The sequence below is a fragment of the Nitrospirota bacterium genome, from assembly GCA_030645475.1.
Lineage (GTDB): Bacteria > Nitrospirota > Nitrospiria > Nitrospirales > Nitrospiraceae > Palsa-1315.
This window is the reverse complement of record JAUSMA010000021.1, coordinates 75,496-102,008: the sequence shown is the minus strand read 5'-3', so window position 1 is coordinate 102,008 and position 26,513 is coordinate 75,496. Positions and strand designations below refer to the sequence as shown.

At 54.1% G+C, this 26,513-nt stretch carries 22 protein-coding genes; all 22 read left to right on the top strand.

The window, feature by feature from the left end:
- Positions 1-74 precede the first annotated feature (74 nt).
- The 22 genes from Q7U76_06405 to Q7U76_06300 all read left to right on the top strand — a co-directional run bounded on the left by Q7U76_06405 (position 75) and on the right by Q7U76_06300 (position 26,503).
- Positions 75-1,583 (top strand): class I adenylate-forming enzyme family protein, encoded by a 1,509-nt coding sequence (locus Q7U76_06405; protein MDO8356004.1) that lies wholly within the window; start codon positions 75-77, stop codon positions 1,581-1,583.
- 149 nt (positions 1,584-1,732) lie between these two features.
- Positions 1,733-2,734, top strand: a complete 1,002-nt coding sequence (gene nadE / locus Q7U76_06400; protein ID MDO8356003.1) for an NAD(+) synthase — start codon at positions 1,733-1,735, stop codon at positions 2,732-2,734.
- Positions 2,735-3,050: 316 nt separating this feature from the next.
- Positions 3,051-3,740 (top strand): hypothetical protein, encoded by a 690-nt coding sequence (locus tag Q7U76_06395; protein ID MDO8356002.1) that lies wholly within the window; start codon positions 3,051-3,053, stop codon positions 3,738-3,740.
- Positions 3,741-3,775: 35 nt separating this feature from the next.
- Positions 3,776-4,804 carry a FemAB family PEP-CTERM system-associated protein gene (locus Q7U76_06390; protein ID MDO8356001.1) on the top strand — a complete coding sequence of 343 codons (1,029 nt, stop codon included), beginning with the start codon at positions 3,776-3,778 and terminating at the stop codon, positions 4,802-4,804.
- A 62-nt stretch (positions 4,805-4,866) separates the two neighbouring features.
- Positions 4,867-7,173 carry a GNAT family N-acetyltransferase gene (locus tag Q7U76_06385; GenBank protein MDO8356000.1) on the top strand — a complete coding sequence of 769 codons (2,307 nt, stop codon included), beginning with the start codon at positions 4,867-4,869 and terminating at the stop codon, positions 7,171-7,173.
- A complete protein-coding gene (locus Q7U76_06380; GenBank protein MDO8355999.1) occupies positions 7,170-8,258 on the top strand; it encodes a glycosyltransferase family 2 protein in 1,089 nt (362 codons plus the stop codon). Before Q7U76_06385 ends, Q7U76_06380 begins: the two co-directional genes overlap by 4 nt.
- Positions 8,259-9,395: a GNAT family N-acetyltransferase gene (locus Q7U76_06375; GenBank protein MDO8355998.1), complete on the top strand. Its 1,137-nt coding sequence runs from the start codon at positions 8,259-8,261 to the stop codon at positions 9,393-9,395.
- Positions 9,396-9,415: 20 nt separating this feature from the next.
- Positions 9,416-10,534: a GNAT family N-acetyltransferase gene (locus Q7U76_06370; protein MDO8355997.1), complete on the top strand. Its 1,119-nt coding sequence runs from the start codon at positions 9,416-9,418 to the stop codon at positions 10,532-10,534.
- Between the two features lie 118 nt (positions 10,535-10,652).
- Positions 10,653-11,528, top strand: a complete 876-nt coding sequence (locus Q7U76_06365; protein MDO8355996.1) for a VanZ family protein — start codon at positions 10,653-10,655, stop codon at positions 11,526-11,528.
- Positions 11,525-12,583: a polysaccharide deacetylase family protein gene (locus Q7U76_06360; protein MDO8355995.1), complete on the top strand. Its 1,059-nt coding sequence runs from the start codon at positions 11,525-11,527 to the stop codon at positions 12,581-12,583. Before Q7U76_06365 ends, Q7U76_06360 begins: the two co-directional genes overlap by 4 nt.
- The gene (locus Q7U76_06355) at positions 12,580-13,767 is read left to right on the top strand and encodes an ATP-grasp domain-containing protein (protein ID MDO8355994.1); all 1,188 of its coding nucleotides are present in this window, start codon (positions 12,580-12,582) and stop codon (positions 13,765-13,767) included. The genes Q7U76_06360 and Q7U76_06355 overlap by 4 nt, the downstream gene beginning before the upstream one ends.
- Positions 13,768-13,786: 19 nt before the next feature.
- Positions 13,787-14,920 carry a glycosyltransferase family 2 protein gene (locus Q7U76_06350; GenBank protein ID MDO8355993.1) on the top strand — a complete coding sequence of 378 codons (1,134 nt, stop codon included), beginning with the start codon at positions 13,787-13,789 and terminating at the stop codon, positions 14,918-14,920.
- On the top strand, positions 14,899-15,747 hold the full coding sequence (locus tag Q7U76_06345; GenBank protein ID MDO8355992.1) for an alpha/beta hydrolase: 849 nt from the start codon (positions 14,899-14,901) through the stop codon (positions 15,745-15,747). The genes Q7U76_06350 and Q7U76_06345 overlap by 22 nt, the downstream gene beginning before the upstream one ends.
- Complete coding sequence (locus tag Q7U76_06340) at positions 15,744-16,739, top strand: hypothetical protein (GenBank protein MDO8355991.1); 996 nt, start codon at positions 15,744-15,746, stop codon at positions 16,737-16,739. The genes Q7U76_06345 and Q7U76_06340 overlap by 4 nt, the downstream gene beginning before the upstream one ends.
- Entirely contained in the window at positions 16,736-17,323 is a 588-nt protein-coding gene (locus Q7U76_06335) for a hypothetical protein (GenBank protein ID MDO8355990.1), read from the top strand. Before Q7U76_06340 ends, Q7U76_06335 begins: the two co-directional genes overlap by 4 nt.
- Before the next feature lie 281 nt (positions 17,324-17,604).
- Entirely contained in the window at positions 17,605-19,017 is a 1,413-nt protein-coding gene (locus Q7U76_06330; protein MDO8355989.1) for a lipopolysaccharide biosynthesis protein, read from the top strand.
- Positions 19,014-20,240 (top strand): glycosyltransferase family 4 protein, encoded by a 1,227-nt coding sequence (locus Q7U76_06325; protein ID MDO8355988.1) that lies wholly within the window; start codon positions 19,014-19,016, stop codon positions 20,238-20,240. Before Q7U76_06330 ends, Q7U76_06325 begins: the two co-directional genes overlap by 4 nt.
- Entirely contained in the window at positions 20,227-21,360 is a 1,134-nt protein-coding gene (locus tag Q7U76_06320; protein ID MDO8355987.1) for a glycosyltransferase family 4 protein, read from the top strand. Before Q7U76_06325 ends, Q7U76_06320 begins: the two co-directional genes overlap by 14 nt.
- A gap of 3 nt (positions 21,361-21,363) precedes the next feature.
- Positions 21,364-22,635 (top strand): O-antigen ligase family protein, encoded by a 1,272-nt coding sequence (locus Q7U76_06315; protein MDO8355986.1) that lies wholly within the window; start codon positions 21,364-21,366, stop codon positions 22,633-22,635.
- Positions 22,636-22,677: 42 nt separating this feature from the next.
- A complete protein-coding gene (locus Q7U76_06310; protein MDO8355985.1) occupies positions 22,678-23,841 on the top strand; it encodes a glycosyltransferase family 4 protein in 1,164 nt (387 codons plus the stop codon).
- Complete coding sequence (locus Q7U76_06305) at positions 23,838-25,100, top strand: glycosyltransferase (protein ID MDO8355984.1); 1,263 nt, start codon at positions 23,838-23,840, stop codon at positions 25,098-25,100. Before Q7U76_06310 ends, Q7U76_06305 begins: the two co-directional genes overlap by 4 nt.
- Positions 25,097-26,503 carry a hypothetical protein gene (locus Q7U76_06300; GenBank protein ID MDO8355983.1) on the top strand — a complete coding sequence of 469 codons (1,407 nt, stop codon included), beginning with the start codon at positions 25,097-25,099 and terminating at the stop codon, positions 26,501-26,503. The genes Q7U76_06305 and Q7U76_06300 overlap by 4 nt, the downstream gene beginning before the upstream one ends.
- Positions 26,504-26,513 lie beyond the last annotated feature (10 nt).

Below are 26,513 nucleotides of genomic sequence, written 5' to 3'. Positions count from 1 at the left end.
GCAAGAGCGGAAGATGGTATCGCTGGTTCATTTTGGCCTCTGCAACTTAGTCTGTTGAATAGCATGGGGAGGGTATGCGCGTAGAGACTGTTATTGCTCAAACGATGGATTCCTGGCCTCACAAGGTCGCCGTTGTTTATAAGGGCCGACAATGGACCTATGGCGGATTGCGAGATCTTGTCGCGACGGTGAAGAGCCGGTTGAGCGACGGCGGATTTATAGAAGGAGATCGGGCGATCCTCTGGATGGAGAATTCGCCTGACTATATCGCCGCATATCTTGCTGTGCTTCAGGCCGGTGGTGTTGTGGTAGCGATCCATCCCCAGGTTCCGGTCGCAGAGGTCGCTCGTATTATTCGCCATGTTGGTGCAACAGGGCTGATCGCCTCTTCGGCAGTCAAGCATTGGACCATTGACGATGTGAATTCGGTCGGCCTGCGATTTATTGTGAAGGACGACCAGGTCATTGCCTGTCGTCACGGAGAGTCGACCATCAAGAGTCCGGCGGACCTCGCACAAATTATTTATACATCCGGGTCGACAGGCCAGCCGAAGGGCGTGATGCTAACGCACCGGAATTTGATGGCCAATACGAAGTCGATTCTTGAGTATCTGCAACTTACGTCGGACGACTCGGCGATGGCCGTTCTTCCATTCATGTATGCCTATGGCAATTCAGTCATGCTCACGCACCTCTTTGTCGGTGGAACGCTCGTGATCGAAAACAGCTTTCTCTATCCTCACGTCATTCTGGAAAGTATGATGCGGGAGAAAGTCACCGGGTTTTCCGGTGTGGGCACCACCTATGCCATCATGCTCAACCACTCGAGTCTGAAATCATATTCGTTCCCTGCACTTCGGTATTTGACGCACGCGGGCGGTCCAATGCCGTCAGAACTGTTGATTCGCGTACGATCGGTGTTTTCGGGGGCGCGTTTGTTTATCATGTATGGCCAAACTGAAGCATCTGCACGGTTGACCTATCTCCCTCCCGACCTGTTGGATGTGAAAAAGGGATCAGCCGGCCGCGCAATTCCCGGTGTGACTCTAAAGATCGTCAAAGAGGGAGGCGCGGAGGCACGTGTCGGAGAAGTCGGTGAAGTGTATGCTTCGGGGGATAACATCATGCAAGGGTATTGGCAAGATCCTCATACCACGGCTGATGCGCTCCGAGATGGATGGCTTCGCACAGGTGATCTGGGACGATTAGACGAGGATGGCTATCTGACGATCGAAGGCCGCAATAGCGAGATGATCAAGTCCGGTGCCTATCGGATCAGTCCTGTGGAGATTGAAGAAGTGCTCTTGCAGCATCCTCAAGTTCACGAGGCCGGAGTGGTCGGCGTCGACGATCCGATTTTAGGGCAGAAAATTTGCGCGGTCGTGACACTGAAACCCGCAGGCTGTGCGACCGACCAAGAGCTTCTCGCGCATTGTGCTCAGGGGTTAGTGCAATACAAACGGCCCAAATCGATTATTGTGGTCGATGCGCTGCCCAAGTCTCCTTCCGGTAAGGTGTTGCGGCAGAATCTTCGCGAAATCAGCTTGCGCGCGGTTCAATCATCGGCGCCTGTTACGTCCTAGCTCGTGTCCGTTGCACGAGCCGCGAGCATTTCATGGGACTCTGTGCCGAAAGAGATTTGAGAGGGATTAGAAATGGCATGACGCGGTTACCTGCTGAAGTGGGTAAGTGTCTGCACTGGATGACAACGGAATGTTGGGGGAGGGTTACGATGAAGAAAGAGTCAGGGATATTCTCGGCGGATCAGTTGAAGCTTGATGTCAGCAAAGAGGCGGACCGAATCGGTGTGTTCATGCGGGAGGGCGTGTTCAAACAGCTCAAGCGAAAAGGAGTGGTGGTCGGACTCTCCGGAGGCATCGACAGCAGCGCTGTCGCCGCCCTTTCGGTTCATGCCTTGGGGGCCGATCGAGTTGTGGGAATATTCATGCCGGAATCGGACTCTTCAGACGATAGCCTGCGCTTAGGGCAGCTACTGGCCAAAAAGCTTGGGATTCGAACGTTCAAGGAAGATATCTCCGGCATTCTACAGGGGGCTGAATGTTATCGGCGACGTGACGAGGCAATCAAGGCTGTCGTCCCGCAATACCATGCAGGGTATAAATCCAAGCTGGTGCTCTCCTCTCTCGATAGTTCGGAGTTCAGGATCTCGTACGTGGTGGTCCAGGACCCTGAGGGCAAGCAGACGAAGGTGCGGCTGACGGCCGATGCATTTTTGGCGCTTGTTGCGGCTACGAATTTCAAGCAGCGGACAAGAAAGATGATGGAGTACTACTACGCCGACCGGTTCCTCTATGCGGTTGGAGGAACGCCTAATCGGCTTGAATACGATCAGGGATTTTTCGTGAAAAATGGCGATGGCTCCGCAGATATCAAACCCATCGCGCATTTATATAAGTCGCAGGTGTATCAGATCGCTCGATTCCTTGGGGTCCCAGAAGAAATTCTCAACCGCCCCCCGACAACCGACACCTATTCATTGGCACAGTCCCAAGAGGAATTCTATTTCTCGCTGCCCTACGACAAGATGGATCTCTGTCTCTACGCAAAGGACCGGCAGATTCCGGCAGAGACCGTGGCCGTGGCGGCAGGGTTGACGGCTGCGCAGGTTGATCGGGTCTATCGCGACATCGATGCGAAGCGTGCCGTTGCGCGATATCTACACATGGAGCCGTTATTGATTGAAGCGGTCGGCGACGTTGGAACGCCCTCCTAGGTTTTTTGTGGGACATGGCCTGATCACTGAGGCCGGTGCTTCTCAGGTTTGGGGCCGTTGAAAATTCTGTTTCAGAGTGCACCGCAGCCGCACTCTTGGGGGCAGATGTCACGAGCGTTCGCTCTCGCCTCGATGGCCGGTTAGGGGAAGGGCTGGCTTTGGCGATGATCACAGTGTTTGCGCCAAAGCCCGCGCCCTTGAGGATATCTTTCTGATTCGGCCGACCGAATTGCACAATTTGGAATAGCAGGTGATACCGGAGATGGGGCTGAAGTCCGACCGATCCCTAGCGCCCTCTTGGGATGGGCTCGCACGGATGAGAATTTGTTTCGGCCATCAATCGGTTGGCGCGGACATCATGAAGGCGCTTTCGACGCTGACTGGCAACCATCTTGAGGTGATTGAAGCCAACGATGCAGAGTCGCTACGACGACCCGTGTTTGCCCATTTTCGAGTAGGGCAGAACCGCGACCCGTTCTCAAAACTTCAGGCCTTTGCGCAGGTGATTGAATCAGGGGTGGGGGAGCGTGTGGACGTCGCCTTGTTTAAGCTCTGTTACGTGGATATTACCGCCAATACCGATATCGATACCTTGTTTTTGAATTATCAGAGTACGATGGATTTGCTCGGGGATAAATATCCCAAGATTGTCTTTTTCCATGTCACGGTGCCACTCATATGTATCGGGGGCGGGATCATGGACTGGTTGCGAGAGAAAGCTGGATGCGTCAATCGCCAGCGGGGGGACCAAGCCAGGCGCCATGCATATAATCAGATGCTCCGGGGTGCCTACGGGAGTTCCGGACGCCTGTTCGATCTTGCCGAAATGGAAGCGACGTTTCCTGACGGGACACCGTCATGGTTTCTCCATCACGGCGATCCCGTTCCGATGCTGGTGCCGGAGTATACAAACGATGGGGGCCACTTGACCCACGCAGCTGCTGAACGTACGGCCCGTCGATTGCTGTCATGTCTGACTGCTGTAGAGCGTTGCCAGTCGACCTAACGTAGGGCCTAGAGCGACCGAGAGGGATATTCGTGATGCAAATTATTCAGTGTGATGAGAGTTACGAAAAGGCTTGGGACGAGTTTGTGTGCAGTCAGGAGCATGCGTCGTTCTATCATTTATTCGGCTGGAAAGCGGTGAATGAGTCTTGTTTTGGACATCAGACATTTTATTTGGCAGCGGTCGATGCGGGACGGATTCGTGGCGTGTTTCCCCTCGTCTATTTGAAAGGCCGAGTATTCGGGAAAATTCTCTGTTCGCTTCCGTTTCTGAATTATGGCGGGCCCTGCTCCGACGACCCAGGGGTCGAACTGCGGCTCCTCGATGAAGCAAGAAAGATCGTCGATCAGCACCGAGTCGACTACCTCGAGATCCGTAGTACGAGAAAGCTTGACGGAGACCTTCAGACATCCGAACACAAGGTCAGTATCACGGTGACGCTTGATAACAATCCTGACGTAATCTGGGATGCCTTCAAGACCGGCCATCGCAAGCATATCCGGCAGGCCTACAAGCAAGGTCTGACTGTCCGGTGCGGTGGACCTGAGTTGCTCGATACGTTCTACGATATTCTGAGCGAGAGCTGGAAGAATCTCGGCACTCCCCTCTATCAGAAGCGTTTCTTCGAGTGCGTGATGAAGATCTTTCCCGAACGAGCGAGGATTTTCGTTGTGGACTATGAGGGCGTCCCCGTGTCTGCCGCCTTCAACGGGTATTTTGGCCATACGGTCGAAGGAATGTGGTTGGGGACGCGGCCGGAGTATCGCCAGCTCGAATCGAGCTATGTCCTCTATTGGGAGATGATTAAGGATTCGTGCGAGCGAGGGTATCAACTATTCCACCTTGGACGGTCGACGGTCGATTCGGGAGGGGAGACGTTCAAGAAAAAGTGGAATACGTATCCCACGCAGCTGTACTGGCAGTACATTGTCCGGGACGGTCGTCCGATGCCTCAGCTGAATGTGGGTAATCCAAAGTTTCAATTGGCTATGCGCGTGTGGCGAATGCTCCCCATGCCGATCACCAGCATGCTCGGACCGTTGGTGGCGAGAGAGATTCCGTGAGTGCGGCATTGAATATTTGACGGGGTGTGCGGCGGTTCTTTCCTGGGAAATGGGGTTGAAAGATGCCGGTGTTTCGATTCGTACCGCCAGCGGGAACGCCGATGGGCATTGCCGACATCGCGTGGTGGGCTCGGCATGTGCTGACGGATGACGATACACTCGTACGATTCGAGAAAGAGATTCGCGCGCGCTTCGGGGTCCGGTACTGCGTGTTTGTTTCAACCGGACGAGCCGCGTTGACGCTCGCGCTTCTCGCACTGAAAACGCTGGATGGCGGGCGACGGGATGAAGTGGTTATCCCGTCGTACACCTGTTTCTCGGTCGCATCTTCCGTGGTCAAGGCCGGGTTGAAGGTACGCCTTGCCGATGTCGATCCGGCCACGCTGGATTTTGCTCCTGGTGCACTCGAGACGATCGACGGATCACGGGTGCTGGCGGTCGTCGCCACCAACCTCTATGGCTTGCCAAGCGATCTCCCGGCGATCACACGGTGGGCGAAGGGGCGCGGCGTGTTTGTGGTGGACGATGCGGCTCAGTGTCTCGGGGGATCGATCGACGGTCAAGCATCTGGGACTTGGGGCGACGTGGGCCTTTACAGCCTCGATAAAGGTAAGAATATTACCTCGATCGACGGCGGGATCCTCGTGACGAACTCGGAGAGAATCGCGGCGGCGATTGACGATCAAGTGCGCACCTTGCCGAAGTGTGCGCCGGGTGAATCGCTAATCCATATTGCGAAGCTCCTAGTGTATGCGGCGTTGCTGCACCCTCGGCGATATTGGCTGCCCAATATGCTTCCGTTTCTGGGCCTGGGGACCACTGCCTGTCGCATCGATTATCCTCTAGCGCAGTACGATGGATGGATGGCACCGATGGGCCGCCGTTTCTTCGCTCGCCTGGATGCGATCAACGCCCGGCGCATCGAGAATGCCGGTCGATTGATGAGTGATCTCCCCTGGGGGCCGTACCTCGATCCGATTGTGCCCAACCCACGGGCCGTTCCTGCCTGTCTCCGTTTTCCAATGCTGATTCATCCTCGATATCGAGATGCGGTGGTGGCAGCTCTTTGCGCAAATGGAATCGGCGCGACGGCTTCGTATCCGACTGCGATCAGCGATGTGCTGGAATTACGAGACCATATTCGAGATGGTGAACGGGAAGTCGTGGGAGGACGAGAGGTTGCCCGTCGTATCGTGACCCTCCCGACACATGGATATGTGACGTTGCAGGACCACGAACGGATGGTGCGAAGCGTGACCGCTGTGCTGGGGCCTGGCCGGGGTAAGCACAAGGCACCGTCACCGGAGTTGGAGGCTCGTCTCCTGCCAGGGATTGATTCTGCCGGGCTTGATGAAAAACAGTGGAATGCCCTGATTGCTGGGAGTGAAACGAACACAATATTTCAGACGCATCAATGGACAAAGAGCTGGCTTAAGGCGTTTGGGGACCAGTATGAGCAGATGCTCGTGGCGGTGTCTAATACCGCAGGAGTGGTGGGAGTAGCCCCCTTAGTGGTTCAACGAGGGCTAATCGGGGAACGGCTGGTTCGGTTTATGGGAGATGGCAAGGCGGACTATTGTGACTTTCTTGCGGTGAGTGACAAACCAAGGGTTTTAGAAAAAATTTTCGACGGGATCTTTGCGATGCGTGAACGCTGGGATGTGATCGAGCTGAATAACATCCCAAGCGAATCGTCAACCATCGAGCTGGTTCGGGCCATTTGTCAGCGCACGGGCCAGCGCATCTTGGTGCAAGACCATTTTCAATGCCATAGGTTGCTGATTAGAGGGCACGAGGATGAAGCGCTTAAGATATTCAACAAGGCGGGGTTGCGTAGGCGGCAACACTATTTTGAGCGTAATGGGTCCCTTGCGTTCAAGGACCTGACTGGAACGGCAGTCATTCCGTATCTAGCTGGGTTCTTTGAGCAGCACGTCGCTCGATGGGCAGGCAGCAAGAGTCCTAGTTTATTCCTCAAGGAGCGTAACCGAATATTTTACCGGGATCTCGCCGTTGCCATGGCTGACAAGGAGTGGCTTCTGCTTTCAGTTGTCGAGTTTAATGAGAAGCCCATGGCTATCCATTATGGATTTAATTACAACGGCACGTTGTTGTGGTACAAGCCCTCGTTTGATGTAACGTATGCGAAACATTCGCCCGGCCTTGTCCTGCTTCGGCATTTGCTCGGATATGCGATCGAGCAGCAACGACGGGAATTTGATTTCACGATCGGAGACGAGCCGTTCAAGAGCCGCTTTACCAACAGCACGCGAAAGACGGTGAGCCTGAAGATTTTTCGAGGTTCAGGCCGGTTCCTCCTGGAATCGTTGAAGCAAAAACTGCTATCCGTGGTGAGGGGAATGCCGTGAGTATCAACCGGTCTGCCGAGACCACACCACAAGTGGATGTGAGTGTGATCATCCCGACATACAACCGTGGCCCGCTCCTCATTGAGGCCATTGAAAGTGTGCTTGCCCAGACCTGCCAGAGCGTCGAAGTGATCGTCGTCGATGATGGATCAAGTGATGACACGCTTGAACGTCTTGAGCCGTATCGGCCGAAAATCTCGATTGTCACAACAAATCACGGTGGGGCGCCGCATGCAAGAAATGCGGGGATGAAAGTCGCCAAGGGGAGATATGTGGCGTTCCTGGATTCCGACGATCGGTATCTTCCTCACAAGCTTGCGTTGCAGGTGCAGGTTCTGGATCAGTTCCCCGATGTCGGCTTGGTGTATTCGGAGTTCTCGGGATTCGGTGACGGCATCGCGGAGGAGTATCATCTGAAAACGTATCACGCTCCTGCATTTCGAAACGGCGAAACCTACGACCGGTACTTCGATACATCGTTGTCATTGAAGGAGGCCGGGATCGACTGTCTTTCGTGGTCGGACCGGAGGATCCATTTCGGACATATCTTCAATCAATACCTCAGAGTTCTGTTCGTGTTCACCAATTCGGTACTGGTGCGTCGAAGCGTGCTTGATTCGGTCGGATATCACGATGAAGGCCTGTCCCTATTTGACGGGTACGATTTGGTGCTTCGAATTGCCAAACACAATCGAATCGCATTCGTCGATGTCCCGACCTATCAGCTTCGATATCATGATGGACAAATCTCCACGACAAAGCGGGCAGATGGGCCTGTCGTCTTCATCAGCAAACAGCGGCAATTGCTCCAGATCGTGGAGCGGCATGCGGTTCAGGACGCTGCCTATTATCGAGAGAATAAGATCATGGTTGATGCCACAATGGGAAAGCTTCATCGCGCGCTTGGCGTCGCGCTCATGTGTTATCCCGGACATGAAACGGAAGCGCGAAAAATTTTCGTCGAGGGCCGGCGATATGGTCTGTCAGTGCCGGGGTTCTGGTTCCTGACGTTTTTGCCGAGTTTTTTTCGTCGAGTGGCCATGAAGCTGCAGGAGGTCATCTTGCGAATCGGGAAGAGGGCCTGAATGGTCCTGGCAGAAATTCATCGCGGCCGAGCCATGCTCCGCCAGTTGAAGGAGGATTGGGATCGTCTCGTCGAGCATGGAAATAATCAGCCATCGACCTCCTTCGAATGGACGGCGGCACTCATGGAGTCTCACGTTCAAGAAAGCGATGATCTGGTATTTATCGTCTTGAGGCGTCGCAACACCGTTATCGGAATTGTTCCGTTGGTGTTGCGGCCGATGAAACAGCTGGGGCAGACATTTATCACGGCTTTTCCCGTTTCTGAGCTGTCAAATACGCATAGTGATTTGCTGATCGAAGAGGTGTCAGAACCAGTTTTAACCGCTTTCGTTGATGCGCTCTATTGTCTGGATCTTCGTTGGGACGTGTTTAATATGACACGGCTTTTGGAGGGGGAACCGCTTGGCGAGTTATGGTGCAGAATTTTGCGCCAACGTCGGAAAGCCTTCGAGCTCACGAACGAGCAACCGTCTTTTTTTTTAAGGCTGGATCAAACGTTCGAAGGATACCTCCGGCGGCGATCGAGCAGCTTCCGGAATGCCCTGAAACGAACCGAGCGAAAGCTGATGAGTCATGGGCGTCTAGAAATTCGGAATCAGGGAGATTTTACTGGCATCGATGAAGCCTATCAGGTGCTCCTTTCCATCGAGCAGCGATCGTGGAAACAGACCCATGGCACTTCCATTGCCGCTGTGTCTCGCCAAACGGTCTTCTATCGGTATCTCTGCGAACGGACATTCCAACGGAACTGGCTTCATCTAAGGTTTCTCTTTCTCGACGATCGGCCGATTGCCTACAATCTTGGGCTCATCGTGAACGACACATACTTTTATTTAAAGACGAGTTATGACTACGCAGAGCGGCCGCTGAGTCCTTCTACGTTTCTTCGGGCCAAACTTGTAGAGGAGCTTATCGGGCGGGGAGTAAGGCAGTTCGACTTTCCTGCTGAGCCGTATGAATGGGAGAGTCAGTGGACCGACGAGATGCGCTGGCATCGGTCGCTTACCCTATTTGCCCCTTCTGCCAAGGGTTTTGCGTGCCGTGTGTATCGAAGGGCCAGAGCGTTTCTTCGAGCGAGTGATTGTCATCAGGTGGAGTACGTCAATCCCCGGGACACCAAGTCTCAGATTTCATAGAATTGGGCGGCTCCGTCAGTATGGATTGGTATGGTTACGAAGTGGATGTGCTCACTCGGGTTGACGACATGCGAAGCATGGCGGCTGCCTGGGATGTCCTTGCCGAGCGATTTGGCAGTCCTCTCCTGGGCGCGGACTGGTTTCTCGCCTGTGCGATGACTCTGTGCGCCGAATCCGATCTTCGAATCGTGGTGGTGCGCTCGAAGGATGCGATATGTGCTGTGGCGCCACTTGTCGTCGTCAGACGCGGTGGGGTTGAGTGGTTGGAATTGCTCGGGGTGTCGGTGCTCTACGAACCTGGCGGATTTCTCTATGACGGGGTAGAGTCGCTTCAGCATTTAGTCCGAAAAATAATCAGTCTTCGAATGCCGACGGTACTTGCCAGGATTCCCGCTGAGTCTCCGATTGAAGCCACGTTTCGTGAGCTGACTCGCTATCGCGGAGTGGTTCTCAGTCGAAAGACCGCGGATGCTGCGTACGTCTGCATCACGGGAGGCTGGGAGGACTATTTTCGATCGATTTCAGGGCAACGCCGCTACGACTATCAGCGAAAGCGCAAGCGAATGGAGCGGCTAGGCCAGGTGGTTGTCAGGGTCGAGTGTCCGAGCTCCCGAGCTGACCTTCCGCATTTGCTTGAGGAAGCCTTTAGAATTGAAGGGGCCGGTTGGAAAGCACGATCAGGTTCTGCGCTTCTTGCCAACGAGCGCGTGCGAACGTTCATTGCCGCGTACAGTGAGATGGCCTGTGATCGCGGGGCGCTTCGTGTCTGTTTCCTGGAGGTGCAGGGGGAGGCGATCGCCACGATCCTCGGTATTCAAGACGCACAAAGGTTTTGGGTGCTCAAAATTGGGTATGACGAGGAATGGGCTCGATGTTCTCCCGGGATTCAGCTGACGATGGAGACTATCCGTTACGCATTCGAGCAAGGACTTGAGGCCTATGAGTTTCTCGGGTCCGAGGAGCTATGGCAGGCTATGTGGCCACGCCATCGCCATATCTTGACCTCATTGGCGCTGTACCCGACGTCCCTCCATGGGTTCCTGAGCCTCAGTGGAGATTTTCATCAATTCGCTATGAGGCGTGCACAGCAGATGTTCAGGAGTTTCGTAAAGGGGACGGATAGGCATGTCGCTGAGTAAGAAAACCAGACTGTGGATCGAGTTCCACCTCGGGTCAGGAGGCGGTTCTCCCGGGCTAGGTATAGGGGCGATCGCTGCTCGCCTGAGAAGGGGAATCCCGTGGTGGATGGGTCTCCTGATGCTGTCCGTGTTGTTGATATTGCCGAACGTTGTGGCGGGAACGCTCTCGAAGGTATGGCTCCAGTTTCCTGGCCTGGATAAACCGACTCATTTTTTTGCATTCATGGCGGTGTTCTTGATGGCATATGGTGTGATGCGCGGTCGCGCGTGGCCAGATCAAGAATGGGAGAAGTTGTGTGTCGCGGTAGGTCTTTCCCTTCTCATCTCAGTAGCGGATGAGGCGCAACAGGCTCTGCTTGGTATGGGGCGGACGGCAGAATACGGCGATCTGGTGGCAGATGCTGCTGGCGTATTGGTCGGGCTGACGTTGGTCACGGCAGGGCGATTGGGCATGGGCCGTACTATTGCGATTGTGGTGCTCCTTCTTTTGCCGGTCGCCGCAGTGACCTCGCAGACGTACCATGATCTCAAACACTTCAATCGTGGAATGGTGTATGAACGGGAGCACGACTACCAGCGAGCCAGGGCGGAATACATGCTGGCAGTAGAAAGCGGTTTTCAGTCCCCGGAGCTGTACAATACGATCGCATGGTTGGACATTGAGTTTCTGGGGGCGGATCCGGTCCAGGCGGAACGGTATGCCGAACAGGCTATCCGGATGGATCCGGACAATCCAGACATTCTCGACACCTACGGGTGGGTTTTAGTCCGGGCAGGCCGAGTTCATGATGGGCTAGTGTTCCTTGAACGGGCCAAAACATTGAACCCGCATATTTACTGCATCGATCTCCACCTGGGCGAGGCCTATCGCGAGATGGGTGACGAGGTTCGAGCGATGGAGTATCTTAAGCGCCAAATTGAACGGAATCCAACGGATCGCTTTGGGCGCTCCGCTCGTGTGGCGTTAGACAAACTGGAAGGGAATGCCGGATGACGGCGAGCGAGCGAGTCAAGTTCACGATTAAAGTGGTCATCTCCCACATCTTATATGCCCTGGGTCTATTACAGCTGTGGCAGTCGATAACGCTTAAGCGCCGTGCAGTGATTCTCATGTATCACCGCGTCTTGACTCTGGAGGAACGTGCCCGTAGCGGTTCGCATCCTGCCATCATGGTTGATCGGGAGACATTTTCCGAGCAGATGGCTGTAGTGAAGCGCCGGTTCAAGGTGCTCTCGCTCGAAGAATTTGCGGATCGAATGAGCCGCAAAATTCCATTTGATGATTCGTCCTGCTTGATCACGTTCGACGACGGATGGACGGATAACTTTACCAATGCGCTGCCGATTCTTCGAAAGTATGAGCTGCCGGCGGTGGTGTTTCTCCCCGTCAACTTCATCGGTAGGAACCGGCTTTTTTGGCAAGAAGCGCTTGTGCATCTTCTTGTACTGGCTGTGATGACGGCGAGAAAGGATCCCGCCAGGGAGACGAGGCTCCGCGACCTGATCGATCCCATCGGTCTCGGAGAGATATTCGATGTGTGCCATGACGATCCAAGGCCTCACGTTATTGAGGCAACCAGTAAGAATAGAAAAGGGTTGACTCCTTCTGTGGTAGAGGCAACATTAAAAAAACTGAGAATTGAGCTGCGTGTCGAGAACGGAGATAGCACGGGGATAGACAGTTTTATGAATTGGGAGCAGGTCGATACGATGTCGCGGCAAGGGATCGAGTTTGGGGGGCATGGCGCCGAACATCGTCTGCTTAGCCAGATGCCGATTGCGGAGGCTCGTGAAGATATTCAGCTTTCGAAGGAGGTTATTGACCTGAGGCTCAAATGTGGTACTCCTACCTTCAGTTACCCGAGGGGCTATTGGAATCCCGAGGTGGCGGGATTAGTCAAGGCATCTGGTTTCCGTCTGGCCTTTCTCGCCCAAGGGAGAAGTGTCAGCTGTGACGACAATCCCTTTGCTCTTCAGCGGATCAATATTTGTCAAGCCGCAACTGAAAGTATGCCGATGTTTCTCGCTCGTGTGGTGGGGTTATTTTGAAGATTCTCGTGACCGACGGTGACAATCGCGCTGCCTTGGCGATTACCCGTTCCCTGGGGAGCAAGGGGCACTCGATTGTTGTCGGAGAAAAGGTTCAGCCGTCGTTGGCTCAGACCTCGCGGTACTGTGTCGAGAGCGTGACCTATCCTGACCCCGTGCTGGACAGTGTGGGGTTTGTCCAGACGCTTCTACGGACGGTGAAGGAGTTGCAGATCGATGTGGTGTTGCCGGTCGCTGAGATTACGACGGCATTGGTGGCCGAGCATAAGTCCGCATTCGAGCAGCACAGTCGAGTGCCGTTTCCGGACGTTGCCACGTTCGATAGAGCGGCAAACAAGGTTGATGTGTTGGCGCTTGCGGAGAAGCTGTCGATACCCATTCCGACCGGCGTGGTCTTGACGAGACCCGGTGATCGCCCTCAGTGGCCAGAGGGGCTGTCTTTCCCGATCGTCGTCAAGCCCCACCGGTCACGCATTCTTGTGAATGGCACGTGGCAATCGACATCTGTGACCTACGCAGAAAACGCGAACGATCTCACAGAGATTCTCGCCGCGAAGCACCCTAGTGAATATCCAATTCTTCTTCAGCAGCGGATCGTTGGCCCCGGTGTCGGCGTGTTCATGTGTTATCAGCGTGGCAAGCTGGTGGCTCAGTTCAGCCATCGGCGACTCCGTGAAAAGCCTCCGTCTGGCGGGGTGAGCGTGCTCCGTGAGAGTGTGCCGGTTTCTCCTCAAGCCAAGCGCTACGCCCAGGCACTGCTCGATGAATTGAGATGGCAAGGGGTGGCGATGGTTGAGTTCAAGATGGATCTGGCTGATCAGACCTTGAAGTTGATGGAAATCAACGGCCGCTTTTGGGGGTCATTGCAACTGGCGATTGATGCCGGCGTTGATTTTCCAGCTCTCTTGCTTCAGACGATGGCGGATGAGCCGGTCAAACCGGTCGATACCTATCGAGTCGGGGTTAAAAGTCGGTGGTTTTTAGGCGATCTCGACGCGTTGATGATGCGGCTCTTTAAGCGCCGGGACGTGCTTCATCTTCCTCCTGGACATGACGGAAGATTTCGCTCAATCATCCGTTTTATGAGACTGTGGCAGAAGGATATGTACAATGAGATCTTTCGGCTTTCGGACATGAAACCGGGAATCCACGAAGCCAAGCGATGGCTTTCGAATCATGATTGACGGGAGTACGACAGTGCGAGTGATAGAAGTTCTGTTTTGGCTCTCCGCGTTCGGTGTCGTCTACCCCTATCTCGGCTATCCGGTCGTGCTGTGGGCGCTGGGCCGTTTTTTGGGACGGCAGGGGCGGCGGGAGAACGGAGACGCCCCCTTTTATCCCTCAGTATCGATGATTATTCCGGTCTGTAATGAAGAGGCAAGGATCGAGCGGAAGATCGTCAATACGGCGACCCTTCGTTATCCGGCTGATCGGCTCCAGGTATTGTTCGTGTCGGATGGGTCCACCGACCGAACGGTGGAGCTCATCAAGATGCGAGCGTCTGGGACGATGACCCTGATCGAGCTTCCAGTACGGCAGGGTAAGGGGGCTGCGTTGAATGCGGGTCTCGATCATGCAAAACATGACATCCTCGTCTTTTCGGATGCGGCGATTGAATTAGAGCCCGATGCGTTGCGCCATATCGTTCGGGGATTTTGCGATCCGGAAGTCGGGTGTATTTCCGGAGAAGACAAGATTGCTGAGTCAGGAGGGGAAGCCTGGTATGGGCGGTACGAATTACTGGTCCGGCGTCTCGAGTCGAAGGTGCATTCCATCGTGGGAGCGAGCGGATCGTTCTACGCACAACGGCGCGAACTCTGCGGGCCGTTCCTAGAAGGTCTGGCGCCTGATTTTCTTTCTGTACTCAGGACCGTGGAACAAGGATTTCGCGCAGTCAGCGAGCCGGAAGCGGTGGGCGCCATGACCAGCGTAAAGGACTCCAAACAGGAGTTCGAACGGAAGGTCCGCACGTTGATTCGAGGGATGACCACATTGTTTGCCTATGTTCGAGTGCTGAACCCCATTCGTTTTGGAATGTTTGCCTTTGAGGTGCTGTCACATAAGGCCTTGCGGTGGTCGGTGCCATTTTTCCTGGTTATGGCGCTGGCCAGTTCGATCACGCTACTCGGCTCGCCATGGTTTAATCTCGTGGTGATCGTCCAGGTCGCGTTCTATGGAGCGGCCCTCTTAGCGTTTTCAGGATGGAGCTACATCCGGCACTCGCTTTTTGGCAAGATCGCACTCTATTTTTCGATGGTCAATGCGGCGATTCTCGTGGCCTGGTTTAAATACGGGAAAGGAGTGCGGCAGGAACTGTGGACACCCTCCCAGAGATAAAGACCTCAGCGATTGAAACTCCGATGTTTTTCGAGAATGGATCGTATCGGCTCTTTGGCGTCTTGCATGAGCCGGCTGCAGCCCCGTCGGGATGGGGTTGGGTGTTTTGCCATCCGTTTGCCGAAGAGAAGTTATGGGCGCAACGGGTGTACGTGTCGTTTGCGAGAATGCTGGCTGCTCGCGGCGCATGGGTGCTTCGTTTCGACGCAATGGGAAATGGTGATAGCCAGGGACAATTTTCAGACTCATCAGTGGACACGATGCTCTCCGATATCGGGTGTGCCATCAGGCTGCTAGAGCGGTCGAGCGGGACGGCGCTGAGCGTGGGATTGCTGGGGCTGCGTTTTGGTGCGACCCTCGCCGCGCTTGCGGCTGAGCGGTGCCCGACTGTCGGCAAGCTCGTCTTATGGGAGCCGATTGTTGATGGCGGGAAGTATATGCAGGAGTTGCTCCGCGTGAATCTGACGACCCAAACGGCGATATATAAGGAGATTCGTCACAACCGCGAGGCTTTGGTCAGGATGATGCGGGAGGAGGGGCGTACGGTGAACGTCGATGGGTATGAGATCGCCTATCCCTGCTACGAGCAAGCCTCGGCCGTGAAGCTCAACGAAGGGGGGAAGCGGTTTGCGGGACCCTGCTTGATCGTCCAGATGGGAAGAGCAGGGCAACCCATTCGCTCTGAGGTGAAGGCGTTACAAGAGACGTATCCGTCTGCCGATATTCGTGAAGTGGTGGAGGAGCCGTTTTGGAAAGAAATTAAACAGTGGTACCGGACAGCACCGAATCTGTTTGAGACAACATCAGCGTGGGTGGAGGGACGATGATCAGTGACGTAACTCCGGTGACCTTCTGTAATAAGGCGGGTGCCCGCCTGTTCGGGATGTTTCACCAGCCTGCGGACCCCTGCAAGTCCGGCGTCGCAATTATTCTCTTATCGCCGGGGGTGAAGATGCGGGTCGCTCCCCACCGGCTATACGTGAAGATGACGGAGCGGTTCGTGTCGCTCGGGTACCCGGTCCTACGATTCGACTTCTACGGCCTGGGCGATTCAGAAGGGGAAGTGCACGAGGAGTATTTAGCCGATCTCTATGGGGCGATCCAGGTGGGCCGCTACATCGATGATACGATTGCCGCAATGGATTGGATGCAGCAGACCTATGGAACATCGCAGTTTATCGTTTCAGGATTGTGCGGTGGTGCGATCACTGGGCTCTTTGCCGGGGCACGAGATCCGCGAGTCATCTGTCTGCTTGGGCTGGCAATCCCGGTCATCATTGATGGGTCCCGCATCGATTTCACAAAATATATGACCGACGTACAGTCGAAGGGTATGCGTGACGATTACCTCAGAAAGTTGTGGACTCTCGGATCCTGGCGCTCGTGGGCCCGTTTTGTGACCTTTCAAAGTGACTACAAGCTGATCGCGCGGTTGTTGCTCAAGCCGGTTCTGGCACGACTCAAGCCTGCAAGGCAGGCCTCTCCTTCGTCCAGCCCAAGCGAAGAGGCGGACAATACGAATCCCTATTTTGCTCCTGCTTTTCGCCAGATGGTTTCCACGTCGCGGTACGTGTATCTGGTGTTTGCCGGAATGGATCGACTCTACTACGAGTTTGAGAAGAAATTCGTGGAGCGGAATCGTGCCGAATTAGAATCGTACACCTCCTGGTATGAGATCCATGTGACACAAGATGCAAACCATATCTTTTCATTCCGTGAGTGGGAAGAGGACATGCTGGACCAGTGCAGCATGTGGCTTCGTCGCCTTAGTGGCCTGGCAGAGGCGTCTGTTCGCTCTGAGTTGGAGGGGCGTCGATGAGATCAGCCGCAAGATTGCTGAAGCGAGGGTTGGTTGATCTCTATTGGACGCTTCGTGGCCCACGTATCTATGTGCCTGCTATCCCTGCCAATCCTCGGTCCATGCTGTTCGTCTGCAAAGGGAACATCTGTCGAAGTCCTTTCGCTGAGCATATTGCCTTAAAGATGCAGGGTGAAGGTCTAGTTTCGGGAATGAAGTTCGGGTCAGCCGGGTTAGATGTCCCTAAGTCCATATCGTCTCCGAACGATGCGATCCACGGTGCGAAACTATACGGCATTCACCTTGAAAAGCATCGTTCACAATCGATTTCACTGGATCTTGTGGAGTCCTACGATATGATCATTGCCATGGAAGCTTGGCAATATGCAGCGCTCCAATCATCCTTTCAGCACCATCACGAGAAGCTGTTTCTTCTCCCGTTGTTGGATCCGAAAGAGTCGGCGAAGTACCGTGGCTACGCTGCCTTCAATATTCAAGACCCCTACGGAGGCCCTCCCAGCGTTTTTGAAGAGTGTTTTGATCGAGTGAGCCTGTGTCTCAAGAGTCTGTTTGCCACGGTAGGATCAAAACCAGAGTCTGTCTAATCCAACACCTGTCCTCAAAATGCGATAGGTTACATGCTCCAATGCCGAACCGACTATGGACGATCTAACTAGTGGAGTCTCCTCCCCTAGTCAGCTCTTGTGAGTTTTTGTCGCATTATTGATTTGATGATTTAGGCAGGGATGTTTTTCTTGGTAGCGGCTTACTCGGACATCTGTGGGCGCGGGAAAGGTAATTTGTAGTGGTGGACTTGTTTAAGAGACTCAGCCGATTCCTGGATCGGTCAGATGGATCGCTGCAACACAAGGCGATCAGGTCTGGCGTGTGGGTTACCTTGTCGAGTGTCCTTGGTGCGGGACTCTCCTTCCTCCGTTCGATAATTATGGCCCGACTCCTGACGCCGGAAATCTTCGGGCTCATGGCGATCTGCTCGATGGTGATTCGGGGGATCGAGATCTTTACCGAAACGGGATTCGGTGCCGCGCTGATTCATCGACAGGAGCGTTTCGAAGACGCCAGGGATACGGCGTTTACGCTTTGGGTGCTACGTGGTGTCGGGCTGGCAGTGATTGCGTTCCTCGTCTCGCCCTTGGTTGCAGCGTTTTATAATGAAGCGGTGTTGCAACCGATTGTCGCAGTGATTGGGATCAGTTTTATCTTAACGGGCTTCAATAATATTAATACAATTGCGCTGCAGAAAGAGTTGGATTTTAAACGTCTGACCTATCTGGATCAAGTTGGTGGGGTGCTCAGTACAATAATAGGGTTAGGATTAGCGTATTGGCTGCGGGATGTTTGGGCGCTCGTCTATTCCCAGCTCATCTCTTCTGTTATTTCGGTGGTATTGTCGTACGTGATGGTGCCTGGACGACCGCGTTTCCGTTTCGATCCCGTGATTGCCAGAGAGTTGTTTTCATATGGGAAATTCATGACGGGGTTAGCAGTTGTTGTTTTCTTGACCAATCAGCTTGACAGCGCGATGATCGGGAAGCTCTTGGGCATGGAGGCGCTGGGGTTTTACACGGTGGCCTATACCTTGGCCAATATCCCCTCGACAAATTTATCGAAGGTGATCGCGAAGGTGCTTTTCCCTATGTTCAGCAAGCTCCAAGCCGATTTGGTGCAGTTGCGGGTAGAGTATGTGCGGGGGGTCCGCTTGGTTGTCGCTGTGGTTGTGCCGATCTCGGTTGGAATTGTGGTGCTTGCCCACGACATTGTGACTGCGTTGTATGGAGCCAAATGGGCTGCCGCCGCGGTACCACTGCAGATTTTGGCAATTTTCGGATGCTTCCAGGCGTTGTGGATGCTGAATGGCTATCTCTATAACGCGATTGGTAAACCTCACATCGATTTCTATATGAACACCTCGCGGCTTGTTCTCGTGCTGGGTTTGCTGTACCCACTGACCATTTCCTACGGCCTTGCCGGTGCGAGTGCGGCAGTGGCCTTGCCGATGGCGGCTCAGTTTGTAGTTGGCGTCTTTTTATCCCGTAGAGTGATCGGGGTTCCCGTCATTGCCACAGTTCAACCGTTGGGAGTCGCCATCGTGCAGGGTGCGGTGTTGGCCGCAGTTCTTATCGCTGTCAAATCATTTGTTGTAAGTGACTCCGTGCCAGGCCTGGTATTGGTGACAGTAGTCGGCGCTTCGCTGTGCCTCCTCTTCAATCTGCGAGATATCCAGACGCAGTTGGCGAGTCACAGATTGTCAATTTTCCCGGTTCGCGAAGCCCCATGAGCGAAGTCCCTGCTAAAGTCTTATATTGTGAGGGTAACGCCGATGGCACTGTCGGCGGGTCGTATTTTTGTCTTCTGTATCTTGTGAAGGGGCTAGATCGTAGTCGCTTTGAGCCTATGGTTGTGTTTCAGAATACGCATTCGCTTCTTCCGGAGTTTCATGAAGCCGGAATACGGACGTTCATATGGCCTAAGCCAACATCGTTTACGTTTGGGGATAGTCTTTCTGCTCGGCCTGGAGTGCCTCGCTTTATTCAGACAGCGGGATTGGCGATCCAGAGAGTGCTCAATTTTTTTCGAAAATTCGTGTTTACTGCGATGACTCGTACGTGGTTCCTGAGACGGGAAGGGGTGCAGATCGTTCATCTGAATAATACGATTCAGTATAACCATGATTGGATGTTGGCTGCGAGGCTTGCTCGGATCAAATGTGTCGTGCATGAACGTGGAATTAACGCAAGCTTTTCAAGGGCAGCTAAGTATTTTGCGAAACGATTGGACGCCGTCATCTGCATTTCTAATGCGGTTCGCCAAAATATGCGCGAGCGAGGAATCGACTATGGAAATTTGCTGACAATTTATGACGGAATGGATCCCGATGCAAAACAGCGCCACACGACACCTGATGCGCTGCGCGGTGCCTATGGGATCGAATCGGGTGCGGCCATCGTGGGTATGGTTGGAAATATCAAGGAGTGGAAGGGACAACACACAGTCATTCGCGCAATCGATTTAGTTCGAAGAACGTTCCCTTCAGTCCGATGTGTATTAGTTGGAGATACTGGTCCAGAGCATCTGGAATACGAACGTGGTCTTCGGGAACTAGTCCGTTCCCTCGATCTTGACCAGCATGTCATCTTCGCAGGGTTTCAAAAACATGTGGCAGATCACCTCATGATGTTCGATGTGGTGATTCATGCTTCGGTGTTGCCTGAGCCGTTTGGAATGGTCCTCCTTGAGGCGATGGCATGCAGTAAACCGGTCATTGGAGCAAGCGCTGGTGCAGTCCGGGAGATCATCGAAGAGGGCCGCACTGGTCTTACTTTTCCTCCTGGCGATTGGGAACGGCTTGCGGATGCGATCGTCACATTGTTGGGTGACCCCACATTGGCCCAGTCTATGGGGCGAAATGGATTGGACCGTTTGATAAAGAATTTTCACGTTTCAAGGAATATTGAGTCGGTTCAACAATTGTATCAAAGGGTTCTCTGTGAGGCCTCTTAATGTCCTTCATTTGCGAGATACCCACGAAATTGGTGGGCCTGGTAAGACTATTCTGGAGACCCATCGAGCCATAGCGCGTGAGCGATTCCGGCTCCATCTCGGGGTGTTTCTGATCCGTGGCGAGTCGGGTGAATCCCCCTTTACGGCTGAAGCCAGACGTCTTGAGATGCCAGTCCATTTTCTTCGGGGGTTCAATCAATATGATCCTCGTTTGATCGGGCGGGTCATCGACCTCGTGAAAACGCTCCCGGTCGATATTGTGCATGCACATGAGGTGAAATCGGACGTCATTACGTATTTGGCTTCGCAGCTCCATTCCGTCCCAATCGTGACGACCCTGCATGGTTGGATCGGGAATGGGTTTAAGCAGCGAGTGCTTACCGCGATAGACAAACGCCTCGTGGGCAGATTCGATCGAGTGATCGCAGTTTCGAAACAAATCGAGCGCGACCTTGTAGGCTCGGGGGTGCCGCCCGAGAAAATCCGCTTGTTACACAATGCCATCGTGATTGAGCGCTATCGTCGAACCGGTCGACGAGGCGTTCTCACCGAGGTGGTTGGGCGTTCGGTTTCCAGTCCGGTGATTGCAAGCATCGGACGGTTGAGTGCTGAGAAGGGCCATGCGGACCTCATCGACGCTATTGGTATCGTGAGCAGCAGGGGCCATAAAGTTTCTCTGGTTCTGATTGGGGATGGACCAGAGCGGCCCAAGTTGTGCGAACAGATCAGAGCCCTCGGCCTCGAACATTCTGTTCACTTACCTGGATACATCAGAGACCCGCAGCGAATGCTTGAAGACATCGACCTCATGGTGCTTCCGTCCCATACTGAGGGACTCCCCAATGCGGCGTTAGAGGCGTTGCTCATGGAAGTGCCTGTATTGGCGACCAGGGTAGGCGGTACGCCGGAGGTCATCACGGACGGAGAAACCGGACGGTTGGTTCCGGCACATTCACCTGCCGCGCTCGCAGCGGGTATTCTCGAGTTCCTTGCCGCACCAGAGGTGTGGAAGCGCATGGCTGGTCGAGGGCAAGACATGGTGAAGAAGAACTTTGATTTCCAGGTGAGGACCCGCAAGTTGGAAGCGATCTACGTTGAGATGATGATGGGACAGGCGTAGAAAATGGTGTACTACGGGCTGCTGCTATTTTTCGCATTAGAGTATATCCGGCCATCGAGTTACTTTCCGGCCCTCAACGCGTTTCACCTAAACTCGCTCGTTCCCCTCGCTGTCCTGTTCGGGTCGGTATTTACTAAGAAAGTGAAAATGCCCGATGTCTTGGGAAGCCCAAGCGCCCATTGGATCATGTTCCTTCTCTTTCTGCTGGTCATTTCAGGTCTTATCTGTGACGTGAAAATGTATGCAATTACCGTATTCGAAATGGTGCTCGGATACTTTTTCATGTTTATCGTCCTCAAAAAAGAAATCTATGACCTTGATAGGGTTAAGGGATTATTCACGACATTGATCCTGGTCCATCTTGCTGTCGGAGCTTTGACGCCAGAGATGTTTTCGGGCGATGGCGAAAGGCACTATATTGCCACTGGTGCATTCCTGGGCGATGGCAACGATTTCGCACTGTCGGTGAATATTGCTATTCCCCTTTGTCTGTTCATGATTTCAGAATCCCAAGGAGTTATCAGGAAGCTGTTCTATACAGGTATGCTGGCTGTTTTGATCATTGCAGTCGTGCAAACCCAGTCAAGGGGAGGGATCGTTGCGTTAGCCTGCGTGGCGCTCTTTTACTGGGCAAAAAACGACCGTAAGATTATCGGGGTCATCGGGATGGTGCTCGTGCTATTTCTCATTGTGGCGGTTGCACCGCCGCAATTCTATGAGCGGATGCAAACGATGACTAAGACCGGCGATGAGATGGAGGGGTCGGCTGCGGGCCGGATCGCAGTATGGGGAGCTTCGCTCAGAATGGTGGCGGACCATCCTATTACAGGCGTTGGGGCGGGGCATTTCCCCGTCAAGTATGGGGTGGAATATAGGCCGGAGGGAGTGGGGAGTAGCGACATTCCTTGGCAGACTGCCCATTCCTCTTACTTCCTTATCCTTGGGGAGTTGGGCATTCCCGGCATTATCTTCTTATTTGGGATCATGTTATCAAATTTCATTGCGGGCGAACGGATGTCGCGCGAAATGAAAGCGCGCCGGACCGAGCGGGACGTCACCTGTCGAAATTTGGTAATTGCTCTCAATGCGAGCATGGTTGCCTTTGCAATTGGCGGAGCCTTTCTCTCGGCGCCGTATTATCCGCACATCTATATGCTGGCGGCGCTTCTGGAGTGTGGGCGACAACTCTGTAAGGAGGCGATCGCGTCAGAAGCGGTCGTTCGAAGCCCGCAGGAAGGTCGTCCTCTGGTCTTTCGGGGAGCGTCTGTGCAATGAAGAAGACCCGTGACATCCCATCTTAACGAAAGAAGTTCGCTCGTGAAAATTAGTGAAAATCGTCCAGGCCAGAGCTCTCGGGAGGCTAATATTAAACGCAAGTATAATCTCTTGATCGTAGTTTCTAACCTTTGGATCGGAGGGACCGAGGTCGTCATTCAAAACCTCTGCCACACACTCGATCGCCGTCTATTCAACGTCAGTGTGTGTCACCTCAAAGAGCGCGGGAACATTGGCGACGACCTCCATCGTGCCGGTGTGGACATTGTCGGGCTTCCTCCATCGAAGGTTTTCAAGAGAGCCAACTATCTTTCTTTCTTGGAGCTTTTGAAGGTCATCCGCAGTAAGAAGATCGACATCGTCCATTCCCACACGACCTATTCCCTCACCGACTCCGCACTCTGTAAGATATTTTGTCCGAGCGTCAAATTGGTGCATACGTTTCACTTTGGAAATTACCCCCATGATGACAAGCGACGGATGTTGATGGAGCGGGTTTTTTCCAGGGTTGCGGATTGTTTAGTTGCAGTCGGTGATCATCAGCGGAAAACGATCGAGCAGGCCTACGGAGTGTCTTCGACCAAGATGAGGAAAATATGGAATGGTGTCACCCTGTCAGATAGGGGAGAAGAGTTTGATCTCCAGTCCGTCATCGGGACGGAGAAGCGGTTGGTGGTTGGAACGATTGCCACGCTGTATGAACAAAAAGGCATTACATTTTTGTTGGATGTAGCGGCCCGGCTGAAGAGTCAGGGGGAGAAGGTGGCGTTTATTGTGGCCGGTGAAGGGCCCCTTCGAAAAGAGCTTGAGCAAAAGTGCGAACGGCTTGGTTTAGCCGATACCGTCTATTTGATCGGCTGGGTCAAAGACGCGGCAGCGCGGTTAATTCCCAAACTTGACGTTTTCTTTCAGCCCTCTCTTTGGGAGGCCATGTCTGTGGTTGTGCTGGAAGCAATGGCCGCAGGGAAGCCGATTGTCGTCACTCGTGTCGGGGAGAACCCACTGGTGATTGGCCATGATCGAGACGGTCTTCTTGTCGATCCCAGAAATATTGATCAGATGGTAAGTGCCCTATCGCGGTTGATTCATGAGCCAGAGTTGGGAGCTCGGCTCGGGAACGAAGCCAAGAAAACATTTTATCAGTCATTTACGGCGGACCGGATGGCACGGGATTATGAACGGCTCTATTTGGAGGTCTTGGGGTGATCAACCGAACGCCTGGCTTCACACCGCTGAGAGTGTTGTTTCTCTCCCAAATTGTCCCATATCCTCCTCACGGTGGTGTACTTCAGCGTGGCTATAATCTGTTGCGTGAGCTAGGGCGTAACGCGCAGGTACATTTGCTGGCGTTTGTACATCCTGATGTGCTTCCTACGGAGGCGTCGATTCAGGAGAGTCGGGCAGCTCTTCTCAAGTGTTGTGAGGCGGTGGAGTATTTTCCGCTCTGGCCCAAGGCTTCCCCGATTCATCGGTTCGCAGGGCTGGCTGCGAGCGCATTCTCTTCGAGCCCCTTCAGCGTGTTGGCACACCGATCAGCAGCGTTCCAGCGGCGAGTCTCTGAATTGATCGACACACAGAAATTTGATCTCATTCATGTCGATACCATTGCGCTGGCTCGGTTTCTAGGCAAGAAGCGGCCGATTGCCACGGTTGTCACTCATCACAATATTGAGTCGCAGCTGATGGAGCGCCGGGCCGGTGCCGAAACAGGACCGCTTGCGAGGCGATTTTTGCAGCGAGAAACCCGGAAGTTACGCGCGTATGAGGCGGAGAAGGTCGGGGCGTTTGATGTCAATATTTTCGTCTCACAGCCGGACGAGAAGACCCTTCTTGAAAAGGTTCCGGGCCTTCGCACGGCAATTGTGCCCAATGGTGTCGATGTTGAGTACTTCTCGCCGAGTCAAGGGAGCGATCTTCCGGCGCTTATCTATACGGGCGGCATGAATATGTTTGCGAATCGCGATGCCGTCATGTTCTTCCTGAAGGACATTTGGCCCTTGATCAAGCAGCGGGTGCCGGACGTGCGGTTCTTTGCCGTCGGGCAAGATCCGCCGAAGGATCTCGTCGCGCTGGCGGCAATTGATCCTCAAATAGTGGTGACGGGATATGTGTCAGATATTCGTCCGCTGGTGCGAGATGCATCAGTCTATGTCGTGCCTCTGCGCGTAGGCGGCGGGACTCGCTTGAAGGTATTAGATGCGATGGCCATGGGCAAAGCGATGGTATCGACCTCGATCGGTTGCGAAGGCCTCGACGTTCGCCCAGACGAGCATCTGTTGGTGGGGGATACCCCTAAACAGTTTGCGGAAAAGACGGTTATGTTGCTGGGAGATCGAAATCGCCGACTTGAGTTGGGACGCGCCGCTCGCGAATTGGTCGAGCGCCGGTACTCCTGGCGCACGATCGGTGGACAGCTCCTGGATGCGTATCGTCGCGCAATGGAGAGCGGAGGGAAGGCGCGATGAATCGCTATTTAGCCGCTCTCTATAGTTTGGCCCCTGTTTGGGGGCAGAACCTGATCTTGACGGGGTACAGCACCTTACTCGATCGTGAACGGTATGCCGGACGATTTAGCGAGTTCCGAGATCTGTTGGCCAAGGCTGAGTGGTTTTCGCGTAGCGAGCTGGAAGCCTATCAGGATGAGCGGCTGCGCGCCATTGTGAAGCATGCCTATGAGACGGTTCCGTTCTACCGTCGCCGGTTCGATGAGTGTAAGTTGAAACCGTCCGATATTCGAGGCCAGGGCGATTTGCCCAAGGTGCCGCTGCTGACTCGCGACGATGTCCGAGCACACTTTGATGATTTACGTTCCAGGAGTGTGTCGCGTGGGTCGATGCGGACTGGTCATACGAGTGGGACGACCGGCACTCCGCTGACCGTCGGGTATGATGCCGATAATGTGTGGATGGCCTATGCGGCACTCGATCGGCATTATCGATGGGCAGGGTGCCGTCTGGCTCGGGATGGAGATCGAATCGGGGTGGCTCGCGGCAATGTTATCGTGCCGCTGGAACAGAAGGGGCCGCCATTTTGGCGGATGAATCGGCGCCACAATCAGATGTTGCTATCGTCGTTTCACTTCTCGAAACAGAATCTCCCGGCCTACTTTGATGCGTTAACCCGTTTCCAGCCTGCGCTGCTCGACGGGTATCCCTCGACGCTGTATGTGCTGGCCAAGTTTCTGCAAAGCCGGGGCGAGACCTTTCCCCTCCGAGCCGTGATTACGTCGTCCGAAACGCTCTACGATTTTCAGCGTCAGGTGATAGAGGAACGGTTTGCCTGCCGCGTGTTCGATTACTACGCGTTGGCCGAGCGGGTGGTCTTTTCCAGCGAGTGCGAGCGGCATGAAGGACATCACTTGGCGATGGAATACGGGGTCTCGGAGATCGTTGACAAGCAAGGGCATCCCGTTCCGCTCGGTACCGTGGGTAAACTGGTCGGGACGAGCTTGCATAACATGGCCATGCCGCTGATCCGTTACGTGACGAATGACATGACGAGCCTGAGAGAGAAGCCCTGTTCCTGTGGACGTGGCTTGAACATCATGGATGACGTGACGACGAAGGCCGAAGATGTGCTCACCTTGAAAGACGGTCGGCTAATCTCTCCCTCTGTGCTGACGCATCCGTTTAAACCGCTTGATTGCATCGAGGGATCGCAGATCGTGCAAACGGATTGTCAGACCGTGATCGTGAAACTCATTCCTGGTCCGACCTATACACCGGAACATACGCTCCATCTGATCACTGAGTTGAAGGCCCGTTTGGGGCAGGATGTCCGGGTTGAGGTGCAGATGGTGGACCGGCTGGAACCAGCGGCAAACGGAAAGTTCAAATGGGTGACTTCCCACGTTCCACTAGGTATCTGACCGGGCCAGT